We start from the raw sequence: 22617 nt of genomic DNA, 5'->3' as shown, positions 1-22617 counted from the left end.
CTTTTTTGCATCAGTAAACGGCTAGAACCCGCCCTGGACCGCCGGTCCCGCCTTTAAATTTCGGCGCTCCAGCAATGATCGTCGCGCCTGCCAAGGGCACCTGATCCAGATTGGTGAGGTTCTCAATGCCATACCGTCCGGACCCAAGCCACAGGTAGTGCACGGGAAAGTCCTTCGTCGGTCCATAATCTATGGAGAGGGTGTCTACCCCAAGCCCATAAACGCTGCGCTCATTTATCAGAAATTTAGCTGTTTCCTCATGAAACCCAGGGAAATGCAGCACACCTTTGCTGTCTTCCCCCCGATACTTCTCCGTTCCCACATATTGTGGCCATCCAGAAAGCATTGCCACGCAGGATCTGTCCGGAATGCGGCCATGTTGCTGTTCATAAGCCCGAATATCTTCTGGCATAACACGGTAGTCAGCATTGTTCGCCGCCTGATCCCGCACATCAATCACCGCCAGAGGGCAGACAAACTTTTCAATGGGGATCTCATCAATAGACTGCCCATCCTTGTTGAAATGGATCGGCGCATCAAAGTGCGTGCCCACATGCTCGTGATAGTGCAAGGTCTTAAGGTTCAAGCCATCTTTTGCAAAAGTATACTCGTAACTCTCTTCAAAAGCAGGCCCGCCTTCAAACGTGGGAAAGTCCGGCGTCAGTGTCTGTGTCAGGTCAATCACATTGGAAAACGAAACACTCTCCGGCAACACATTCGCAGTCGCAGAAAGCGCCGAAGCACTCAACACCGCCCCGCCTGCCGCAGAAGCCACAGCCCCACTCAAAAACCCCCTCCTCGACAACCGCCCCTTCACCACCTCCATCACACACGCATCACACATTCTCTCCCCCTATGGGCTTTTGATTTGAGCGGAAAGCGTAGGGGAGAAGTGTTAAGGAGGGTTGAGGGTGTGTGTTCGCAAGTATTCTTTGATCCAGAAGAAAGTTAGGAGCAAAAGGCAATTTAGCTGGATAGCTTATTAAAAAGCGACACATAAATCATGTGTCGCTTCTACTTTTTTATCGCTCAGGTTCAGTTTGACTGAATGAGGCTTTGGGCGACCATGTCGTGGTCGAGCCAGAGGACTGGTGCTGCTGGTTCGCTGGCTTCGCCGAAGATGAGCGCGCCGGTTGCTGCGACCACGTGCTGGCTCAGCTCATCGCTGATCAGCTCTTTGCGGTTTTTGTGCAGGTCTACGATTTCCTGAGAGGTGCCAACGGTCTTGTCGACCTGCGCTGCAGAGTTCTGCATTGGCCATGCTTCGAAGTTGTAGAACGGCTGCATGGCATCATCCTGCTGATAGTCAGAGACTTTCTGCAGCATGCCTTCCACGGTCGCGTCGTCTTTCAGCAGGTCCTGACATTTCTGCCAAATACCATCCACCCATGCACCGCCACCTTCTTTTTTGAAGGCTGCAAGCAGAGGCAGAAGAGACAGCTCAATGCCTGCGAAAACATCAGAAGAGTTGGTGCGGATTTCTGGACAGTTGAAGACAGTTGCCTTCACGCCATTATCCCAAGCCGTTTTCGCAAAGTTTTCCAGGTTCATTTTGGCAAAGCCCTGCGTATAGCTAGTGTAGGTCTGCCATTTGTACTCGCCCTCGATCAGAACGCGGGTGCCGTGGTAACCGTAAGCGGTGTAGCGCACCTGACCACCGTCTGCTTCAATGCGCTCACGGATGGATTTACTTGCTTCCAGCAGATGACCGAAGCTGTTTGCGGTCACTTCGTCGAAGTTCTGCAGGATCAGCTTGCCCAGATCGCTGTCGATCAGATTCTGAGATGGCATGTGACGTGCACCGCGGCCTTTATAGATGCGGTTTGCGATTGCCATGAAGACTTTCGCACGTGGGATGCCGCCAGCCATGGTGTGGGCGAAGAACACGTTCTTGCCTGCCGGGATCATGCCATTCAGCTGTTCCATGATCTTTGCCAGGGACGCTTTAAAACGCTCGGTGCCCAGCTCACGGCATTTTGCCAGATGATCCCAGTCGAGCTTGTGCTCCTGCCAGGAATCCATGGTCATTTCGTTGACCAGTTCGGTTGGCGTTGGTGTGCCTTCCGGCGCATCCTGATCAAAGCCAGCCATCAGAGGCACGTTGATGATTTTGCCGCCAAGGTTCGCTTCAGCTTCTGCCAGCTCTTCGTCTGTCAGCGCACGCAGTGTGTTGTCAGCGTCGCGGCGACCAACGGTGATGCCGATGACGTCCATGCCTGCAGCTTTGGCTTGCTCCAGCAGGCCAGTGGCATAGCCGCGTCCAAAAAGCTCGCCGAACAGAACGAAGATATCACCTTCCCGGAACAGGGTGTTGTGACTAATTTTTTCGAGCGGTCTGGATGTGTTCATCAAGATCTTCCAAGGAGTTTAACAATGGTAAACCACTTCGCGCGCACGTTGGTGCTGCACAAACATGGTGTTTTTCTTTGTCTGGTGGTTCGTGCCCCTATAGCACAGCCCACGCGAGAAACAGTTGTAATGCCGCAGCTAACCTTTTTGGATTTGAACGGTCAACACCATACAGGCGCTAAATCAGGCTTTTTCAGGATTGGTTGCACCAAAACACTCTGAGAAGCGTTTTTGAGTGCCATTTTTAGATGAATTGAGTGTTGAGCAGGCCATTTCTTAGCCCTTTGCGTCGTGAATACCATTTCATCCAAGCGCATTACTTTAAAGTAAGCTCAAACTGCGAAAAATAACCGAGTAATAGGTCATGCGGACTGCGACACAAAAGCATTTGCCTGGCAGATGGAGTGGGCGTATCTCCAGCGCCCCGCTTTTGCTGTTCTGCTTTGAGTTCAATCAGAACAAGCCAGAGTTGGACTGGTTGTTTTAAGGGACCGTCTACACAACCAAGTTAGTTTGACCATGAAAAATGCAGGTCTCGTCACTCGTGCGTCTTTTTGCATTTTTCGGCGCTTGTTGAAGCACGCCATGACAATAAAACATAAGTTCAATCCCCCCGTCTTTATCAGTTCGATCTCGCTGATCTTCCTACTGCTTCTCACTGCGGTGATCTGGCCGAAGGGGTCTCAGGAGTTTTACACCAGCATTCAGGACTGGATCGAAACCAATACCGGGTGGCTTTACATTCTCGCCGTTGCGATCTTTCTGCTGTTCATCCTGTTCATCATGGTGAGCCGGTTTGGGGACATCAAACTGGGCCCCGACCATGCTGAACCGGACTACAGCTACAAAAGCTGGTTTGCCATGCTATTTTCAGCAGGCATGGGGATCGGACTTGTGTTCTTTGGTGTTGCTGAGCCAATCATGCACTTCATGTCCCCTCCGGGAATGGAAGGTTACACGATTGAAGCTGCTCGCGAGGCCATGAAGATCACCATGTTCCATTGGGGGCTGCATGCCTGGGCGATCTACGGCGTGGTTGCCCTGTCACTGGCCTACTTCACCTATCGCCACCAGCTGCCGTTGCTGCCTCGTTCGGCACTCTATCCGCTCATTGGAGAACGCATCTATGGCCCGATTGGTCATGCGGTGGATACGTTCGCAGTGCTTGGAACGCTGTTTGGCGTTTCCACATCGCTCGGATACGGCGCATTTCAGGTGAACTCAGGCCTGAACTATCTGTTTGATGTTCCGGTTTCGACGACATCGCAGATTGTCCTGATTGTCTTGATCTCCAGCATGGCAACCGCATCAGTCTTTTCTGGCCTCGACAGAGGCGTGAAGCGGCTTTCAGAGACGAACCTCATTCTTGCGGTTTGCATCATGTTGCTGGTGCTGATCGTGGGGCCTACCGTTACGCTGTTGCAGACAGCGGTTCAAAATGCGGGTGCATATCTGGGTGACCTGATCCATAAGACATTCAACCTTTATGCCTATGATAGAAAAGACGAATGGCTGGGTGGTTGGACCCTGCTCTACTGGGGTTGGTGGATTTCATGGTCCCCGTTTGTGGGCACATTTATCGCCCGCGTCTCACGCGGCCGTTCCATTCGTGAGTTTCTCGTGGGTCTACTGTTTGTACCAACCGGTTTCAGTCTGATCTGGTTTACGATATTTGGAAACACCGGTATCGATCTGATCCTTCATGGCGGTGCAGACAATCTGGCTGAAGCAGTCTCATCGGATGTATCACTGGCGCTCTTCAAGTTCTTTGAATACATGCCGTTCTCATCTGTGCTGTCCATGCTCGGCATCGTTCTGGTGGTTGTGTTCTTTGTGACCTCTTCTGACTCCGGTTCATTGGTGATCGATAGCCTGACATCCGGCGGCGACATCAACTCACCTGTATGGCAGCGTGTGTTCTGGGCGGTCTTGCAGGGTCTTGTGGCTATCATCTTGCTCTATGCCGGTGGTCTTGGCGCCCTTCAGACGGCGACAATTGCCAGTGCCTTGCCCTTCCTCATTGTGATGCTGCTGATGTGTTTTGGGCTTTACAGAGCGTTGCAGGATGATGCTTTGCGCACCAAAAACCTGCAGATGCACCACACCACGGTTCAATACACCAAGAGCACAGTGGACTGGCGCCAGCGCATTGGAACTTTGACCGAGAATGCCACATTGCAAGATGCACGGCAGTTTATGCAAACCGTGGGCAAGCCTGCGCTGGAGAAGGTTCAGGAAGAGTTCGAGAAACGCGGTTTCACCACCACGCTGACCGGGTCTAGGAACTACCGCCTGACCATAGAGCAATCGGAGGAAACCATCTTCGTCTATGGTCTGCGAAAACGCTATTTCACCACTGCTTTGGCGATTGGTCCTGGTCACTTGATTGATGATGAAGACGGCGAGGAAGAAAGCGATGATGAAGGCACAAACTACTACCGCGTCGAGGTGTTTCTAGCTCAAGGTGGACAGGAATATGATGTTCTTGGCTATACAGAAGAACAGCTGATCGCGGATGTGGTGACCCAATACGAACGCTTCATGCAGTATCTTCATCTCTCTCAAGCTGAACTAATATGACCCAAAAACAGCATGCTGGAGCCTTCACGGTTTCAGCATAATACTTAACTTAGGGATAAAACTTGCTATCTGGATATGTTATGATGGGATACAACCTGTTGTCCTAATGAGCTATTTCATCAATAATGGCTCCCGGGCGCTGTATCACCTTAGCTGCAATGCTGTGCGCTAATACTGCTGCGTGTTCGATGGGCTTGCCTATTAAGCGGGCGCCTAGGTAGCCGGCGGCGAAGGAATCGCCGGCGCCGGTGGTGTCTGTTGGGGTGATTTTTTGAGGGGGTGGAGCTTCGGTCAGGCCTTCTTGGGTTAGAATTATACAGGTATTGGCGCCTTCTTTGACGACGACTTCTTTTGCACCCCAGTCCAGCCAGTTTTGGGCGATGGTTTTGGGGGTGTTTTCTTGCCAGAGAGCTAAGTGGTCATCAGTCGTGACTAAGGCAATATCCGCTATGGAAGCTGCTCTTTGGAAGAGTGATCGGCAGCGATTTTGATGGGGCCAAAGGCGGACTCGGAAGTTGGGATCAAAGGCTATTTTTGTGGATCCGGAGAGCTCTTGCAATGCGCTCATGAGATTGTCTTGCTGTTGTGCGTCCAGAATTGCAAGGGAGATGCCTGAAAAGTAGATCATCTCAAAGGGCGACAAGTACTCGCAGATCTGATGAACAGACCAATCAGCAAACATCTGGCGAGCTGCCGAGTTTTCACGCCAGTAATGGAAACTACGCTCGCCTTCATCATCTGTTTCCACCATGTAAAGGCCCGGCTGCCCCTCAGGGATCTCCATAATATGAGAGGTATCAATGCCTTCTTTGACCATGGCTGCGCGCATTGCCTGACTGAAACTATCTGAACCGAGGCCAGTGAGATAAGATACTTCCAGGTCTGGAGAAAACTGTCTGGAGAGATAGACTGCCGTGTTGAAGGTATCTCCTGCAAATCCTTGCTTGTAATGGCCTGGACCTGCCTCTGCCAGTTCAATCATGCATTCACCAAGAGCGACAACTTTCATAAGAAATCTCCCACCGCCTAGTGTTCTCCCGTTAAGTGAGAAGGCACAAAGGGGCTGTTCTTGGCTTCAAAAAACCAAGCTTGAAGTAATTTTTGTTTTTGGTTGGTTTGCGGACTATCAGCCTGTAGGAGCAGGCTGATAGTCCTTTTTCTGCCACTCGGCACCCCAAGTTCGCCTCGTGAGGTCAATGTTCACTAGTGGCAGGGAGGTTCTTAGTCCCGTTGTACAAGTACTTTGCCAACTGCTTTACCGCTGTTCATGAACTCGCAAGCTTCCTGAACCTGTGAGATTGGATAGCGACCGGCGATGATTGCATCAAAGTTCACCAAGCCGGATTCAATCAACTTCACAGCTTGATCATATTCGTTGGTGAAGAGGATGCTGCCGATGGAACGGACCTCTTTAAGAGTGTTGAGGTGTAAGTTTATCGGAACAGACGTTGGCTGGATCAAAGACAGGATTGAGATTGTGCCCTGCTTGCGCACTGATGCCAGCGCCTGATTGTAAGCGTGCGGTGAACCGCTTGCTTCAATCACCACATCATATAGGTTTTCAGGCACTTTCACATCTACATCTGGGCCGCCTAGGTATCCTTTGGAAGCCCCAACAGCTTTAGCCGCTTCAAGGGCTTCAGCATTCAGGTCAGTTGCATTCACTTCCGCTCCCAATGCATGCGCCGCGATGGTGGCTAGAAGACCCATTGGCCCCATACCCGTGACGAGAACTTTATCGCCTGCTTTCACCTCTGCGCGGTTCACTGAATGCATCGCACAAGCCAATGGTTCGGCAAATGTCAAATGCTCAGGATTGGCATCCGGAGAAACCGCACGCAGACAGCGGGCAGGAAAATCGAAGTACTCACGAAAGAACCCGTCAATATGCGGTTTTGTGGTTGCTGAACCAGGAAAGCGCTTGGTGGCACACATGTTGATGTCGCCAGACTGACATTTCGGACAGGAACCACACTCGATCACCGGATTGATTGCGACCAGCTGACCGGCTTCAAATGAGTGACCGTTGGCATCGACGACATAAGCACTGGCTTCGTGACCCAATGTAACAGGATAATCCAAATAGAAGCCAGAGTTCGCGAAGTGGCGGAAGTAGTGCATGTCTGTGCCACAGATGCTTGCCGTTGCCAAACGCAGGCGCACATGATCTTTCTCGATGGTTTCAGGCATTTCTGCCTCAACTACTTCAATGGTCTTTGCGGAGGTCAAAAGAGATTTTGTGTAGGAGATGGTCATGATCAGAACCCTACAGAAAAACCGCCATCGACGGCGATGGACTGGCCGCTGACGTAAGCTGCATCTTCAGAGCAAAGGAAGGCGACCATCGCAGCGATCTCTTCAGGCTGAGCAAGGCGTGGCATTGGGATGCGGCCTTTTATTTTTGCACCACGGACTGGATCACCATCCAGAACTGCACGTGTCATTTCCGTGTCGATGAAGCCTGGGCAGATGGCATTGACGCGGATGTTTTCCGGTCCCAAGTCCACGGCCAGGTTACGGGTCAAACCAATAACTGCTGTTTTTGTAGTGACGTAGGCTGGTGCGGTTGGCAGGGCCAGCAAACCGCCCATCGAAGATACGTTCACGATGGAACCATCTTTGCGTGGGCGCATGTGGCGCAGCACTTCGCGGGTCATCACGAACAAGCCGTTCTGGTTGATGTTGACCACGTTCAGCCATTCCTCATCGGTCACATCCCAGATTGGCTTTTTCAGGTGTACGCCAGCATTGTTGACCAGACCAAAGATAGGGCCTTCCTTCGCTTCGATGTCATCGACAAGCGCAGGTGTGCTGTCATAAGCCGTCACGTTGTGAACGCGATAGGCGGCATTATCTCCGAGCTGCTCACATGCAGACTTGAGGCTCTCTTCCTGAAGATCAGTGATAACCACCTTTGCATTGGAGTTGATTAGCCTTTGCGCCATCGCGAAGCCGAGGCCACGTGCACCACCAGTTACAACAACCAGCTTGCCTTTGTAATCGTAGGTTACAGACATTTTTGTTCTCGTTTGTGCTTGTATTATCAGGACTTGAAAGATTTTCGGTAGGCTGTGTCGATGAGATGCAGGGTCTCTTCTGTGCCCATATCTCCGCGGAGGAAGGCATTTACATAGTTGCCTGCATCATCAATAAACGGGAGGAAACCTGCATAACGCGGGCGTAGCCAGCTGCGATCCATCGTCTCGCGGATATTGCGGAACCAATCATTCGACAGCTCATTAGCCGCGTCATCGTTCCATGCTGCAGCATGTCCGGGTTGACCGTTGTTCTGGACATAAACGCCGGTTTGACATTCTTTGCCAGCAAGCCAGTAAGCGAACTTGATGGCTTCTTCTTTGTGGGTGCATTTAGCAGAAACGCTGATACCGGTACCGCCGATGATGGAACCAACAGGCCCGTTATCACCCAAGGCAGGCAGGTTCTCCTGATGAACGATCTTCTCGCGGAAGCCTGCCTGAGAATAATTGACATAGCCAAACAGCACAGGCGCGTAAGAAAAGTCATCGCAGGAAGACAGGATGTCCAGTGCGCCAATCGGGTTCATGTCGAAGCAGGAGGTGTAAACGTTCTTAGCGACAGCGCGCATTTGCTCAAGCACAAACCGTCCTGTTTCGCGGGTGACCAGATACTCCTGCGTCGTGCCGCATGGGTCACCAACGTTTGCGCAAAGGCTCATGAAGCCGTCAATGGCATCAACTGGTTTCAGCGGATAGAGCACCTTACCCTGCTCTGCGAGGCGGATCACCTCATCCCATTTAGTCACCGGTTCCTCAAGCAGGTCACGGCGACGGGCTGACACTTGAGCAGCAGCATCAATTGCCAGTGCCCATTGCGCTCCATTCCACTCATAGCTTTCGTGAGATGGGCCGATTGTGTTCTGGGCCAGATCAGCAAGCTCATCGGCGTACTCTGGCAGCGAAAGCGAGGCCAGAATATTTTGCTCACTTGCTTCGCCAACATGCGGATGGTCAATGACCATAAAGTCATAGGTGGTAGCGAGTGTGTCGAGGGGCTGATCACCGAACGCCTGCAAGGAGCGCTTCTCCCATTGGAAAGAAACACCTGGGTTTCGTCGGCTGTATTCTTCTGAGGCTGCGATCAGAGGATCTACACCGCGCGGGTGATCCCACGTCATACCTTTGAAATTAATCATTTTATCTCTGTGCAACTGTGTTCTGTTTTTGGAAGGATCAGGCCGGATGCAGAACCGGACGAGAAAGGCCTTCGTTTTGGGAGGAGCAGAGAAAGAGCCATAGAGGGGAAACCTCCGTAGGGGGGCTCTTTCTCTAAGTCGGGAGCTACATGATGCTCGGCAGGTAATTGGTGACCATTGGCACCTTAACCAGAAGAATGATCAGGATAAGCAGCATGATCCAGTAGGGTGCTGCCCCCTTGAAGATCTGGCCCAAAGTGATTGCGGGGTCATTGAGCGCCGCTTTCACCGTGTAGACGCAGAGCCCTAGTGGAGGTGTCAGTATACCTGCTTCGATTGCCAGGATCGCGATGATTGCAAACTGGAGAGGCTCGTAACCTGCCGCGATTGCAATCGGAGCAAAGATCGGAATGGACAGTAGAATGATCGAGTTGGAGTCGATGAACATGCCCATGATGAACCAGACAAAGACCATCACCACCAGCAGCATTCCCGGAGACAGACCCCAGCCGCCAATCACGCCATCTACCAGATCAATAACCCCGCCGAATGCCAGCAGACGACCATAGAAAGAACCAAAGATTAGCAGCAAAAGCAGAGGTGCTGAGACCCGACCTGTGTGTAGGATGGATTCAACGATCTGGTCTTTCTTCAAACCTTTGATCAGTGCCAGGATGAAGCCCAGCAGAGCACCGAAGCCAGCAGCTTCAGTTGGAGTGAACCAGCCGAACCAGATACCGCCAAGTACGAGGAAGATCACGCAGATGGTGCCCAAACCACCAATGTATTCAACACGGCCCAGAGGTTCCTCATTGTACTGAACCTGATCATTCCCCTTGGTTTCACCAAGCCATTCCGGTCTGAAAATCGCCAGTCCGACAACATACAGCGCGAACAAGGTTGCCAGAGCGAGGCCCGGAATAAGGGCAGCAGCAAAGAGTTTGCCAATCGACATCTCTGTGAGCATGCCATAGATGATCAGTAGCGTGCTTGGCGGAATGAGCATGCCGAGACACGCGCTGCCAGCAATACAGCCAAGAGAGATAGAATCATTGTAGTTCTGCTGCTTCATTTCTGGATAAGCAATCCGGGTGAAGGTAGCTGCAGACGCAATGCTTACACCAACAGCAGCTGCAAAGACGGTGTTACCAGCAACCGTTGCCACAGCCAGCCGGCCAGGAAGGCGACGGAAGGCCTTGTTCATGACCCTGTACAAGTCTTTCGCCGCGCCACTACGCGCTAAAAACTCACCCATTAGGACGAACAGCGGAATGACCGCAAAAACGTACTCTCGCAATGCTTCAATCAGCGTGGTGGAGAGAAGCGTCATGGCCAGATCAAAACTGCCGGAGAAAGCCCAGACACCCGCGATTGTTACCAGGCCCAATGCGACAAAGATATGGAAGCCAGCAAAGATCAGAAGCAGCAGACCGCCAAACATGCAGGAGACAAGCGTAAGTTCGGACATGATCAGAGCTCCTCTTGAGAAACTGAGGAATTACTGCCAGTCACAGCATCAAAGGCGCGAAGCAAGTAATTGAGGAAAGCAAGGCAGCAGCAGAAAACTACGACTGTTCTTACCGGGTAGACGGGAAAGCGAAACTGGCCGCCGCCAAAGTATTCGCCAATGCTCCATGAGTGCAGCATCGGCTCCCAGGAAGCATAAATCATCATTCCGAGCAGAGCTGCTCCTGCAAGCTCACCGAGCAGTCGAACGAATTTCTTCAAGCCTTCGGGAAGTAAATTTACGAACATGTCCGTGTGGAACATGCCATTTGTCTGGATGGAGTAAGAGATTTGAAGAAATGCGATAACAACAATAATATTGCTCACAATTTCTACTGTGCCAGTCAAAGGCTTATTGAATAAGCCACGCCCCAGAACATCCAACACAATCAAAGAAGTGACAAACAGTATTAGAAGCGCACTCAACATGTACACCCCTCTGTTTATGGCACTTATTGCGCTTCTTATTGTCATCTGCGCCCCACATACGCACTAGAGGTAGGAAATAACCAGAGGATCCAGAATCAGGCTCTGCAATGACTTGCCGCTTTAAACTCAGAGCAAGTGGCGCCATTGGCCGGGAGGTGATCCCTCCCGGCCGAACGCAGTCCTATTTGATCTGGTATTCATGTGGCCACTGATAGCCGAGTTCTTTCAGGTTCTTGATGTAAGTTCTGAAGATCTCGGTGCCAGGAGCTCCACGGGAGGTTGCTTCTTCTGCCTGACGGTTCGGATACTCAGCCAGACCACGAGCCCATTTTGCTTGTTCTTCAATTGGCAGGTTGATGATGTTTGTGCCAGCCGCTTTCAGATGCTCCAGCCCTTTCGCATCTGCTTCATTCGCCAGCTCTGAAGAGTGGATTTCATACTCAGCAGAAACTTCGAGGAAGACGTCCTGAACTTCTTTTGGAAGCTTGTTCCAGCGGTCCAGATTCATATTGATTGAAAGTGCAGATGGGGACCCGAAGTTCGCCACGGTAAAGTTCGTGCCCACTTCCTGCAGCTTGAAGCCATAGTAAGGTCCAGGGAAAATAACCAGGCCGTCATAAATGCCAGACTTCAAAGCGTTGTAAGCTTCGCCTAGATTGGTTGTAACAGGCGCAACACCAGTGCCTTCAAACCACAGCAGGTTTGGTCCGCCCGCACCAACCTTCTTGCCCTTCAGGTCTTCAAACTTCTCAAATGGGAAGGTCGTGCCAATACCGTAGTTGCCGTTTGCACCAATTGCAAGCAGCTTCTGGTTATATTTTTCTTCGAAAGACTTTGTGAGCCAAGGCACTTCATCAAACGTTGCGCGTACAGCTTTTGTCGCCATAACAGCGTCGCCAGTCTGGAACGGGAAGTAGAATGGGAAATTCTGAACAAACAGCTCAGTGATATGAGGGTAATTGATAACACCAATATCAATCAGACCCTTCTGGGTTGCACCCAGAGTTTCTGGCAGTTTAACCAATGAACCAGAATAAGCTTTGATCCATTTGATTTTGTGGTCAGTCCGCTCTTCAACGCGTTTGGCCACTTCAGGAAGGAATTGATATTCCAAGGCTTCCATATGGGAGAGGCCTTTGACAGGGTGGCCGGAACCTACCCGAAATGAAAAGGTATCTGCAAGTGATGTTGATACCAATGCAAGACTAGCTGCTGCAAATACAGCACTCCCAAGGGCAGTACCCAGTGTTAAGCGTGATCTTTTAACGTCGTTTTTCACGATTTTCTCCCTGTGTAAAGTCACTTAACTTGATTATTATCTTTTTGAGACACTCGATCTTTCTACAAGCAATGGGGCTTGATCGAGAATTTCCAGTTTCTTGTTTGAACTTGTTTTGCCAGAGCAAATCATCCGCACAGCTTCCAGTCCCATAGTGCGAAGAGGCATTTTCACAACTGTCAAAGCCGGCCGAACAAACTCAGCCAAGTTGACGTCATTAATACCGATGACAGAGACATCCTCTGGAACGCGTTTTCCAGCATCGTTCAGATAAGCCAGCGCTCCCACGGCTGACATAGCGTTCGATACCAAAATCGCTGTAATGTCTGGGCGTTGCTCAAACAGCTCCTTTGCTGCGTGATATCCGCTCTCATAATTAGGATTTGCCGCAGCTATAGCGCTTTCACTGATTGGCAGGCTTGCCTCCACAAGTGCCTGCTTCCAACCATCCAAACGAGCCTCACTGAACTGAAGGTTTCTTTTGGTGCTGATAACGCCGATATTCTTATGTCCGTGATCAATCAGATACTGCGTGGCCATTTTGCCTGCGAGAAGATCATCCATACGCAGAACCGGGGCAATGTTGATATCGCCAGATTGCAGGAAAACGAGCGGGATTTTGCGACTGACAGCATGTTCGATCGCTTTGTCGAGCTCTGTGCCTGCACCTTGAAGTATAAGTCCGTCTACTCCGCCACCGGCAATAAGGCTTTCAATCTTGGATACGTTGGCGCCAAGACTATCTGCCTCTCCAACCAGAATAATCTTGTCGAACTCAGAGGCACCAGCTTGCGCGCCAGCAACGATCTCTGAGTAAACGGGATTAGTAATGTCATGTACAACGAGTGCAAGAAGTCCTGTTTCTGAGGATCGAAGAGACCGGGCAGCCACATTTGGTTTATATCCGGTTTCCTCAATAATCGCCTGAACGCGCGCTCTGGTTGCAGCACTAACACGGAGTTTTTTATCTCCGTTGACGATCCTCGACACAACGCTTGGAGAGACACCTGCACGATTTGCAATGTCTGTTATTGTAACCACCCTAGGCTCCCCTGTGTTGGCTCATCGAAAAAACTCGATTCGAAATCAATTCGTGATTTTGGTAGCATTGGTAAAACGATTGCTCAACACTTTTACCAAATTTTTTTTGAGTGGTAAAACGTTGTACCCATGAATACGGATTCTCTGAAAAAGATATTTTTTGCTCTTTACAAAATTCAAAATTCGGGAAACGTTTGGCGTAACGGATGAACCCTTCACACAAAAACAGGGCCATTCGCTTCTTTCAATTTATCCCACTTAGCGCCTCGAAATTTCATTTCGAGCGGGTTGCTTCCTGCGGCCTTCGATAGCTCATGGGTTTTTGAATATTGAGATAATCTAAAGAGGTAAAAATGAGTACTGCTAAGCAGGTTGGGGCTCTTGAAGGGATCAGAGTACTTGACTTTACGCAGATGATGCTTGGTCCACTGTGCACACAAAACCTGGCTGACCTTGGAGCTGATGTCATCAAAGTTGAGCGCCCGGGAAAAGGCGAATGGATTCGTTCCATGCCTATTCTCGGCGAGCTGGTTGGCGGTGATGGTGCTGCATTTCATGCATTCAACCGCAATAAGCGTTCCATCACCGTCAACTTGAAAGCTGAAGAAGGCCGTGCTGCGCTCCTTGAAATGGCAAAAAATTGCGATGTTGTCGTCGAAAACTACCGTTCTGGCGTCATGGATCGTCTCGGGCTGGGGTACGAGGATTTCAAAGAGGTCAATCCGAAAATCATTTATGCCTCCGGCAACGGTTGGGGCACCTATAGCTATCTCGCTAAAGACAACTGGCCGGGGCAAGATCTTCTGATTCAGGCCATGTCTGGCATAATGTTCAACACCGGCAAAAAGAGCGACGCACCAACTGCTTGTGGTACTGCAGTTGCAGACTTTGCAGCCTCACAAGCATTGGCGATTGGCATTCTCGGCGCAATCATCGCCCGCAACACACACGGTGTAGGCCAGAAGCTGGAAACAAACCTCTATTCTGCAACTCTTGCGATGATGGGACAGGAGAATTTTGCCGTTCTCAATCAGGACATCGCTCTGGAGCGCTCCGAAGCAGGTATTGCATCTGCATGGAATGATGCGCCTTACGGCAGCTACCCAACAAAAGACGGCTGGGTCTGCATCGCGATGTGCCCGCTGGACAAACTAGGCGACATCCTTGGCAGTGAGGAACTCGGCAAGCTGGATTCCTGGGAAGAGCGCAACGAAGCAAAACGCCTCATTGAATCTCTGACAGTCGCAAAATCCACCGAAGAGTGGATGAAACAGTTCCGTGAGCAGGATGTGTGGGCAGCGCCAATCCGAAACGCGCATGAAGCCATGCAGGAACTGGTTGATCTGGATTCTGGCCGACTGGTCACTATGCAGCACCCGGTAGCGGGCGAAGTCAAAGCGGTGGGCAATCCAATCACGCTATACGGAACTCCAGTTCAGACAAAATCTGCTGCACCTACCGTTGGTCAGCACACAGAAGAAGTTATCACTGAAATGCTGGGCGAGGACACCTATCGCAAGCTCGGCGAAGCTGGAGCACTCTGAGATGGAAGAACGTCTCCATAAACATTTGGTACTTGAGCGCAAAGGCCCCATCGAGATCTTGCGCATTGACCGGGAAGAAGCGCTGGGTGCTCTCAACTTCGAAATTCAGGAAGCCATCGGCAACTATGTGAATGAGCTTTATGCCCGTAAAGACGAAGTTCGCGTGTTGATCATCACGGGAACTGGCCGCGGTTTTGTGGCTGGCGCGGATATCACCGGCTACCACAATGTAGGCCAGACAGTCTTCGACGATTTCCAGCGTCGTTCCCGCCAGACCTTCGATACCATCGCGAACCTGCCACAAATCACCATTTGTGCAGTCAATGGATATGCTCTGGGCGGCGGCTTCGAGATCGCTATGTGCTGCGATTTCATTCTTGTGAATGAAAAAACCAAACTTGGTCTGCCGGAGATCAAGCTTGGCCTGTTGCCAGGTGGGGGCGGGACACAGCGCCTGCCACGCCTTGTTGGGCCAATGCGCGCAAAGGAAATCCTGCTAACAGGTCGCATGATCACTGCGAAGGAAGCTGTTGAGTATGGCGCCGCATTGGAAGCCTGCGCGCCTGATGAACTGATGCCTCGCGCTATGGAACTGGCAGAAACTCTTGCAGCTCAAGCCCCCGTAGCTCTGCGGGAAGGTAAACGCGTCAACGATGATGGCTTGGATGCAGCGCTGAGCGCTGGCCTGACATTTGAGCAGCGTGTTCTGGGCGCTCTTTACGCGACCGAAGACGGAAAAGAAGGCATCGCTGCCTTCATTGAGAAACGAGACCCTGTGTTTCAGGGCAAATAATAAAATTCATAGCGAAGGAAGAAAAATGTCCGATAGCGTCATTAGTTATAGAAAAGGTCCATTTGCGACAGTCAGCATGGGTCTTCCGGGCGATCACGAAGGTAAAACCGCAACCCGCGTGTTCTTCGTAAAAGGTGAAAACAAGCTGGCACTCATCGATTCCGGTCTTTATGGCGGATTGCCAGATCTTAAAAAGGCATTCGATGAGTTGGGATACAAAAAGTCCGATCTGGATTACCTGCTGATTACCCATGAACACATGGACCATGTTGGCAATAATGGTTGGCTGAAAGAAGAAACTGGCTGCAAAATCCTGTCTCATCCAGGCCGCATGGACCGCATTGCCGACAACATGCTAAACGCAAAAACCATCGTCCACGCCTTCGCTGAAGGGGAAGAGTTCGATCTGGATCCAGAATATCTGGACTGGATGGGTCCAACGGCTGCTGGCTTGGACATGATCATCACCGAAGGCGACAAGATTGATCTTGGCGGTGGAGTAGTTTTGGAGACCATCGAGTTCCTCGGTCACTCCATGGCTGAAATCGGCTTCTTCGAAGAATCCACCAAAACCCTTGTTATTGCAGATCCACTTCTGCCGAAGATCAATCCGGTTCTGTACCTCTACGAATGCCCAAAAACCATACGGGCAACCTTCGATAAGCTGGAACGCTTCCTGAAGGAGCGCAATGTAGAAACCGTGATTTTTGCGCACGAAGAACCTATGGGCGTTGAAGGTACCATGGAACTTCTCAGTGACTGCCGTCGCCGTGTAGATCAGGTTGAAAAGTCCATTCTAGACGCAATTAAGGAAAAGCCTGGCATTTCCTTCCGGGAAATCCGTGACCGTGCTTGCGACGATCAGGGCATGATTCGCGAATGGCGTGCACTTGTTTCTATCAACGCGAGCCTGAATACCTTCGAAATGAAGGGTGTCGTGAAAAAAGAAAACAACGGATGGGTATACTGCGGTGAGTAAATTGCCAAAATGCACCGTGATTGGCGCCGGCACCATGGGAACGCACATTGCGTTCTCATTGGCCCTCGGTGGAGCTGAAGTTGCTGTTTGGGATCGCCCGGAAGCTGATCTAGCAGATTCCGCAAAACGTGCAGAACAGGCTTTTGACTTTGTGGTTTCTGAAGGCCTCGCCAAAGCAGAAGACAAAGAAGCTGTTCTCAAGCGCATTTCCTTCACCAACGACATGAAGAAAGCAGCAGAGCCAGCAGGCTTTATTATTGAGGCCGTGCTGGAAGACATCGGTATCAAACAAGCCGTGCTGAAACAGGCAGAGGAGTTCTGTTCAGAAGACGCAATCCTGTCTTCAACCACATCTGCTCTGAGTGCAACCTCCATTCATGCTGCCCTGAACAAGCCAAGCCGCTTCTGTATCGCTCACTACGCACAGCCAGCATATTTGGTAAAGCTTGTTGAGGTGGTTCCGGGTGAGCAGACGGATGATGCGGTGACTGAAGCTGTTACACAGCTGCTGAACGATACTGGTAAAACACCTGTTCTCTGTCCGGATATCCCAGGCTTCCTCTGGGCTCGCATCCAGCATGCAGTCCTGCGTGAGTTTGTTTGCCTCGTGGACAAAGGCCTCGTTACACCAGAGGCTTGTGACACAATCCTGAAGCAAGGTTATGCCTCACGCCTTCCGGCAATGGGCGCCTTCGAACATGCTGATCTTGCCGGTCTGGACCTGATCAGCGGCGATGCCGCACAAGCCGTCTGGAAAGACCTTTACAACGTCAGTGATCCACACGAGACCTCAATCGGCAAACTCCTGAAAGAAGGCCACACCGGCATGCGCTCCGGTCAAGGTTTCTATAACTGGAAAGACCGTGACCCTGACCAATTCAAGTCCAACCGCGACGCCGAAATCGTCCGCCGCGTGAAGATTCAGGCAGGTGCTAAGGTTGTGATGTAAAAAGAGACACAAGAGAAACGGTGGCACGGATGACTGTGCTGCCGAGCTCGATCAAAGCACCTCAATAGCAACATCTTGAACCTTACAACCACGCACCTTAAGCTATGTTATCCAAACACTTCAAACCCGCTTATCAGAAAAGAAGAAGTCTCTTAGTTACGGCAGAACCAATACTCCTATCCGTATGTCATCATTTAAGGATTCCACGTCTCGAACGCTTCAGAAGCGGCTGAAATGTTCAAGTTATAAAGCGCTTTTATAAAACTCCAAACTAGCCGCAGCTCGGAATACAAATAACTCTTGAATCCATATATGGCCATCCCAAAGCCATCTATGGCCCACCAGGGACCCCAATTGTATTTCTGCAGATACCGAGATACGCAAAACATAATTATGTCTAAGTATTTTCTTATTTAAAATCAATAAGATAAAATTAAAAAGCCTTACCTCGTTCTCGCAACAACACAACTGGCACATAAATTGCTGATGTGTTGGCAAGCGTCCGCTGAGTGAGGAATGGCGGGGCTGCCCATTTTTATTGAATGGGGTTTATTCATTGATTTTAAGGAGCATGTAATGCCAACTCCCGCTTATATCAGCATTGAAGGGTCAACCCAGGGTCCAATTACTCAAGGTGCGTTCACCGAAGATTCTGTCGGTAACGTATGGCAGGAAGGCCATGAAGATGAAATCATGGTGCAGCAGATTGATCATACAGTGATCATTCCGCGTGACCCACAGTCCGGCCAGCCTGCAGGTCAGCGTGTGCATACACCGTTCAAATTCACTTGCTCCATGAACAAGTCCATCCCTCTGCTGTACAACGCCCTGTGCACCGGTGAGATGCTGCCAAAGTGTGAAGTGAAATGGTATCGCACCAACTCTTCCGGCAAGCAGGAACACTTCTTCACCACCACATTGGAAGATGCACTAGTCACCAACATCGAGTGTGATCTGCCGCATTGTCAGGATCCAAAAAACGCTGACTTCACTCAGCTTCTGACCATTGAACTTTCCTACCGCAAAATCATGTGGGAACACACCGTCTCCGGCACTTCCGGCGCTGACGACTGGCGTGCGCCAGCAGCTTAACGCTGTTTTCCAAATGGTATGAGGTCAGATCCGGGTCAGCTTTGACCCGGGCACTGCCTTTGGGTGAGGTTTACAAGGGGCGGTCTGTTGATCAGCTCTGCGGAGTTCCAGTATGCGGTTTGTCTCAGGCAAAACCTCCAGAAAACGTGGCTATCTTTCCAGTTTCTTTCGCAACCTGTTGTGGCGACATCGGAAAGTTGAAGCAAGCGCAGAGGACGCTCCCAAACAGAGCGATCCAGCTGGAACAGCTCATGTAGTTCTGGCTGGCCGGGACCGACCAAAACGCAGTGCGGACGTTCTGAATGAAGATCTGTCTGATGAGCTAGAGATCCGAGGTTTTCTGGATCAGTTTCCCGGCCATCGCTTGATGGCCAAGCCAGGAGAGTCAGCGCAGAAAGAGAGGCTTTGATGATCTACACATCGGTGGACGCAAAGCTTTCCTCTCAGCTCTAATTTACCTTTTTTAAAGGCTGATTTGCGTCAGCAGTTCATTTCAGAACAATCAGGTTTCTACTATGTCCGTTTCTAATCTCTCTGCAGTTCTTCCCAATAATCAGGACCTTGCCTTTTCCTTCTCTTGCTCCGCTGTGGAAGACGGAGATCTGAAGGTTGTTCAGTTCAAGGGCCAGGAGCAATTGTTCGGGCTGTATGAGCTCGAAATAGATCTGGTTAGCCGAGATGAACAGATTGATTTACAGGAGATCGTAGACGGACCTGCTGTTCTTCGGATCCTGAATAAGTTCAGTCCACCCCGGTTTATTTCTGGTGTGATCTCAAAAGCTGAACGGCGTGATCGCGGACACCATCATACGGCCTATAAGGTAACCTTGAGACCGGCAGCACATCGGCTCTATCACGTTGCCGATTCCAGAATTTTCCAGCGCATGAGCGTGCCAGATATCATCAAGGAACTACTTTCAGAGCATCATGTGGTTGACGTCAAATGGGATCTTGTTGAAGCCCACGCTGAACGCGAATACTGCGTTCAGTATCGCGAGACCTGTTGGGACTTCATTGAGCGGTTAGCGGCTGAAGAGGGGATATGGTACTTCTTTGAACACCTCGATGACGGAGTTCATCGGCTTGTGTTTTTGGACCAAAACCAGATTGCACCTACGCTAGAACATTCTCCCGCACTTATTTACAACGCAACTACGGGTGGTATGACACGTGGTCAGTTCGTTTATGAGTTTGCGTTTAGTGAGGAAGTCCATTCCAGCAGCTACATTCAGCGCGATTACACCTTCAAAAATCCAAAATACAATCTGGAGCAAAAAGAACAGCGTCAGGAAGATAATGGTCTTGCAGGAGATTATGTCGTCTATGACGCACCGGGTAGGTACAAAAGTGACCTGATTGGAAAAGCCTTCACCCGTCACAGGCTTGAAGCGGCCCGTGTTGATGCAACAACAGCCAGAGGGAAAACCAACTACGTCCACCTTTCTCCGGGCTATCTGACGAGCTTAAGTGATCACGATATTCAGGACTACAACATCAAGTATATGGTGTTGTCTGTCATCCATAGTGGATCACAGCCACAGGTTCTGGAAGAAGATGGCGACAAGAGTGCGCCAACTGAGTACGAGGCCTGTTTCAAGGCCATGCCGGCACGGATCGCTTATCGCCCTCCGTTGACCCGTAAACCACTCGTAGACGGGCCGCAAATGGCTCATGTGGTAGGTCCCAAAGGGGAAGAGATTTTCTGTGATGAGCATGGACGTGTGAAAGTCCAATTTCCATGGGATCGACGTGGTGGCTTTGATGACAAATCATCTTGCTGGATACGCGTTGCGCAAAACTGGGCAGGTCCAATGTGGGGGCATATGGCAATTCCCCGGATTGGGCAGGAAGTCATTGTTGACTTCCTCGAAGGAGATCCCGATCAGCCTATTTTGACGGGACGAACCTATCACGCCAAAAACCAGCCTCCTTATAAGCTACCAGACCATAAGACCAAAATGGTCATCCGCTCAGATAGTCATAAGGCCGCAGGCTACAATGAGCTGTCCTTTGAAGATCAGGGAGGACAGGAGAACATCTTCCTGCATGCCCAAAAGGATCAGACAATCAAAGTCCTGAACAATCGCTCCAAAAATGTACTTGCCAATCAGGTTGAAAATATCGGGGCTAATAAGTCCATCACGGTTGGAGCCAATCATCAGGAAAAAGTTGGTGGCAACATGAACCTTTCGGTAGGCGGCGGTGGCGCGGCTGGCGGATTGCTGGGGGCTTTAGGTGCCCTGGTAAAGTCCGGCGGCAAGAATTCCAAGAAAGGTGCTAAGAAAGCCGGCAGTGCACCAGTTACCGATTTTGCGTCTGTGGTTGCAAAAGTAGGTGCTGGTATTGAAGCCCAATCTGTCAGTGCCGGAGTCGATTTTCTAAAAAGCGGAGACCATTTCTTCGAAGGCGGAAAAGCTCAGGCCGGAGCTGGCTCTGCGATTGGCGGGCTGCTTTCAAAGTTCATGCCAGGGTCGGGGACGCTGAGCGTCGTTGTCGAGAAGTTCCGCTCTGACACCGTTGGCATGGCGCGTACCGAGCAAATCGGAATGATGAAGAACACAGTCGTAGGCGCAGTCCAATCCATCATGGTTGGAAAACAGTCCAAGCTGACAGTCGGCGAAAAGTATGACGTGGAAGTCGGTAAAAAGATAACCTCAAAAACGGAACTCCACACCATCTTGGCCAAGGACAAAATCGTTCTTGCTACACCTGGCGGGCAGATAGAGCTTTGTAAAAGCGGTGTCGTCATCAAGGGCAAGAAGATCGATTTGCTGGCCCCTTCTATCAATCTGAAGGGCGGGAGCGGTGGCAAGAACACCGACAAAGCCATGGCAGAAAAGTGCGGAAAATAGAGGGTGTCATGGCTGAAGATCTTGCAGAGTTCTTAGAAGAAACATTTACCTCACTACAGGGGCAAAAAACATCAGATCAGGAGTTGCGCATTTATGCTGTGGTTGATGCATCGCGTGACCCCATGATGATACCACCGACAATCAGTGCTCTCTCCAATAACTATAGCTGTTTGTATAAAGGCCAGGCACTTGTTGAGTTTGGAGATGACACGGCATGGGTCGTAGAGATCCGGGCAGATGAAGATGTGCTGGACTGGTTGGCGGAAGAAGGCTTTGGCAAGCGCTGGGTGATTTTTGCGCTTTCGCCGCTGGAGCTGAATGGCTTTGTACGCCACTTACGGAAGTTTACCCTGATCGAAGATGAAGGCGGATCAGAGCACTTCTTCAGGTTTTATGACCCTCAGACCATTCGCCAATACCTGCCGGTGTTCACATCTGAGCAGCTGACTGTGTTCTTCAAAGGCATTGATACGCTTGTGCTGGAAAACACGCTCAATTCTGAAGAGCTATGCGTGTTCCAGGCCGAGGACGGCAAACTTCTACGAAACACCATCGCGCTTCCAGCCTTCACGAAAGATGCATCCTCACCTGCTCAGGAGGCAAGCTGATCATGCCTATGAAGTTCAACAAGGATCAGATGCTGGCAAACCTGCACGATGATGCTGATTTTGCCGAGTGGTATGTGGAAGACTTCATGAAGAAGAACCTTCAGAACTACTACTTTGCTGTCTCGGATGAAGGCAAGCGCGAGATGGTGATCAATGGACGCAATTACGCTCGGCGGTTTGGTTTCAATAATCCTGAATGGCAGTTCCACTTTGTGACCCTGATGTGGAAGGTGGCGGCTAACTTCTGGCAGTTCCCGGGCTTTAAAGAGGTTGCAGAGGATCAGAAGACGCCGGAGGAAGAGCGTATCGACCGGTTTTACAGTGTTCCTAAAGAGCTTGCTGTTGAGGCCATCATGCATCCGGATGAACGCTACTGGTACCCGGAAATCATAGCAGAACTACGCGCCAACTACCCGCATGAGTTGAGGTTTAAAGATTAAGT

20 protein-coding genes are annotated in these 22617 nt (G+C 50.7%); 10 read left to right on the top strand and 10 right to left on the bottom strand.

Annotated elements, in window-relative coordinates; all coding sequences use genetic code 11:
• Positions 1-10: 10 nt before the first annotated feature.
• Together PSE_RS25375 and PSE_RS25370 are read right to left on the bottom strand one after the other, a co-directional pair.
• Complete coding sequence (locus PSE_RS25375) at positions 11-787, bottom strand: cyclase family protein (RefSeq protein ID WP_244421408.1); 777 nt, start codon at positions 785-787, stop codon at positions 11-13.
• Between the two features lie 248 nt (positions 788-1035).
• Positions 1036-2349 (bottom strand): hypothetical protein, encoded by a 1314-nt coding sequence (locus PSE_RS25370; protein ID WP_014290257.1) that lies wholly within the window; start codon positions 2347-2349, stop codon positions 1036-1038.
• Between the two features lie 585 nt (positions 2350-2934).
• Between PSE_RS25370 and PSE_RS25365 the strand changes: the two genes are divergently transcribed.
• Positions 2935-4929, top strand: a complete 1995-nt coding sequence (locus tag PSE_RS25365) for a BCCT family transporter (RefSeq protein ID WP_041769202.1) — start codon at positions 2935-2937, stop codon at positions 4927-4929.
• A gap of 103 nt (positions 4930-5032) precedes the next feature.
• Here the strand turns inward: PSE_RS25365 and PSE_RS25360 are convergent, their stop codons facing one another.
• From PSE_RS25360 to PSE_RS25325, 8 genes are all read right to left on the bottom strand, one after another.
• A complete protein-coding gene (locus PSE_RS25360; RefSeq protein WP_244421407.1) occupies positions 5033-5911 on the bottom strand; it encodes a sugar kinase in 879 nt (292 codons plus the stop codon).
• 239 nt (positions 5912-6150) lie between these two features.
• Positions 6151-7185, bottom strand: a complete 1035-nt coding sequence (locus PSE_RS25355) for a zinc-binding dehydrogenase (protein WP_014290251.1) — start codon at positions 7183-7185, stop codon at positions 6151-6153.
• A gap of 2 nt (positions 7186-7187) precedes the next feature.
• A complete protein-coding gene (locus tag PSE_RS25350; protein WP_014290250.1) occupies positions 7188-7946 on the bottom strand; it encodes an SDR family NAD(P)-dependent oxidoreductase in 759 nt (252 codons plus the stop codon).
• 26 nt (positions 7947-7972) lie between these two features.
• Positions 7973-9103 (bottom strand): extracellular solute-binding protein, encoded by a 1131-nt coding sequence (locus PSE_RS25345; RefSeq protein ID WP_014290249.1) that lies wholly within the window; start codon positions 9101-9103, stop codon positions 7973-7975.
• Positions 9104-9248: 145 nt separating this feature from the next.
• Positions 9249-10571: a TRAP transporter large permease gene (locus PSE_RS25340; protein WP_014290248.1), complete on the bottom strand. Its 1323-nt coding sequence runs from the start codon at positions 10569-10571 to the stop codon at positions 9249-9251.
• 2 nt (positions 10572-10573) lie between these two features.
• The gene (locus PSE_RS25335; RefSeq protein ID WP_008549104.1) at positions 10574-11038 is read right to left on the bottom strand and encodes a TRAP transporter small permease; all 465 of its coding nucleotides are present in this window, start codon (positions 11036-11038) and stop codon (positions 10574-10576) included.
• A 181-nt stretch (positions 11039-11219) separates the two neighbouring features.
• Positions 11220-12317 carry a C4-dicarboxylate TRAP transporter substrate-binding protein gene (locus PSE_RS25330; protein WP_014290246.1) on the bottom strand — a complete coding sequence of 366 codons (1098 nt, stop codon included), beginning with the start codon at positions 12315-12317 and terminating at the stop codon, positions 11220-11222.
• 36 nt (positions 12318-12353) lie between these two features.
• Positions 12354-13358 carry a LacI family DNA-binding transcriptional regulator gene (locus PSE_RS25325; RefSeq protein WP_014290245.1) on the bottom strand — a complete coding sequence of 335 codons (1005 nt, stop codon included), beginning with the start codon at positions 13356-13358 and terminating at the stop codon, positions 12354-12356.
• A gap of 353 nt (positions 13359-13711) precedes the next feature.
• On the opposite strand from PSE_RS25325, the gene PSE_RS25315 reads away from it, so the two are divergent.
• From PSE_RS25315 to PSE_RS25275, 9 genes are all read left to right on the top strand, one after another.
• Positions 13712-14902, top strand: a complete 1191-nt coding sequence (locus tag PSE_RS25315) for a CaiB/BaiF CoA-transferase family protein (protein ID WP_014290244.1) — start codon at positions 13712-13714, stop codon at positions 14900-14902.
• 1 nt (position 14903) lies between these two features.
• Complete coding sequence (locus PSE_RS25310; RefSeq protein ID WP_014290243.1) at positions 14904-15695, top strand: enoyl-CoA hydratase/isomerase family protein; 792 nt, start codon at positions 14904-14906, stop codon at positions 15693-15695.
• Between the two features lie 25 nt (positions 15696-15720).
• Positions 15721-16674 (top strand): MBL fold metallo-hydrolase, encoded by a 954-nt coding sequence (locus PSE_RS25305; RefSeq protein ID WP_148266296.1) that lies wholly within the window; start codon positions 15721-15723, stop codon positions 16672-16674.
• The gene (locus tag PSE_RS25300; protein WP_083841645.1) at positions 16667-17623 is read left to right on the top strand and encodes a 3-hydroxyacyl-CoA dehydrogenase family protein; all 957 of its coding nucleotides are present in this window, start codon (positions 16667-16669) and stop codon (positions 17621-17623) included. Before PSE_RS25305 ends, PSE_RS25300 begins: the two co-directional genes overlap by 8 nt.
• Before the next feature lie 576 nt (positions 17624-18199).
• On the top strand, positions 18200-18715 hold the full coding sequence (locus tag PSE_RS25295) for an Hcp family type VI secretion system effector (RefSeq protein ID WP_008549198.1): 516 nt from the start codon (positions 18200-18202) through the stop codon (positions 18713-18715).
• Between the two features lie 112 nt (positions 18716-18827).
• Positions 18828-19124, top strand: a complete 297-nt coding sequence (locus PSE_RS25290) for a hypothetical protein (protein WP_014290239.1) — start codon at positions 18828-18830, stop codon at positions 19122-19124.
• Between the two features lie 106 nt (positions 19125-19230).
• Entirely contained in the window at positions 19231-21567 is a 2337-nt protein-coding gene (locus PSE_RS25285) for a type VI secretion system Vgr family protein (protein WP_014290238.1), read from the top strand.
• A gap of 8 nt (positions 21568-21575) precedes the next feature.
• Complete coding sequence (locus tag PSE_RS25280) at positions 21576-22175, top strand: DUF4123 domain-containing protein (RefSeq protein ID WP_014290237.1); 600 nt, start codon at positions 21576-21578, stop codon at positions 22173-22175.
• A 2-nt stretch (positions 22176-22177) separates the two neighbouring features.
• Positions 22178-22615, top strand: a complete 438-nt coding sequence (locus PSE_RS25275) for a hypothetical protein (protein WP_148266295.1) — start codon at positions 22178-22180, stop codon at positions 22613-22615.
• Positions 22616-22617: the final 2 nt, after the last annotated feature.

The sequence above is a fragment of the Pseudovibrio sp. FO-BEG1 genome (assembly GCF_000236645.1).
Classification (GTDB): domain Bacteria; phylum Pseudomonadota; class Alphaproteobacteria; order Rhizobiales; family Stappiaceae; genus Pseudovibrio.
Note: the sequence above shows the minus strand (reverse complement) of the source record. Positions and strands in the feature narration are given on the sequence as shown.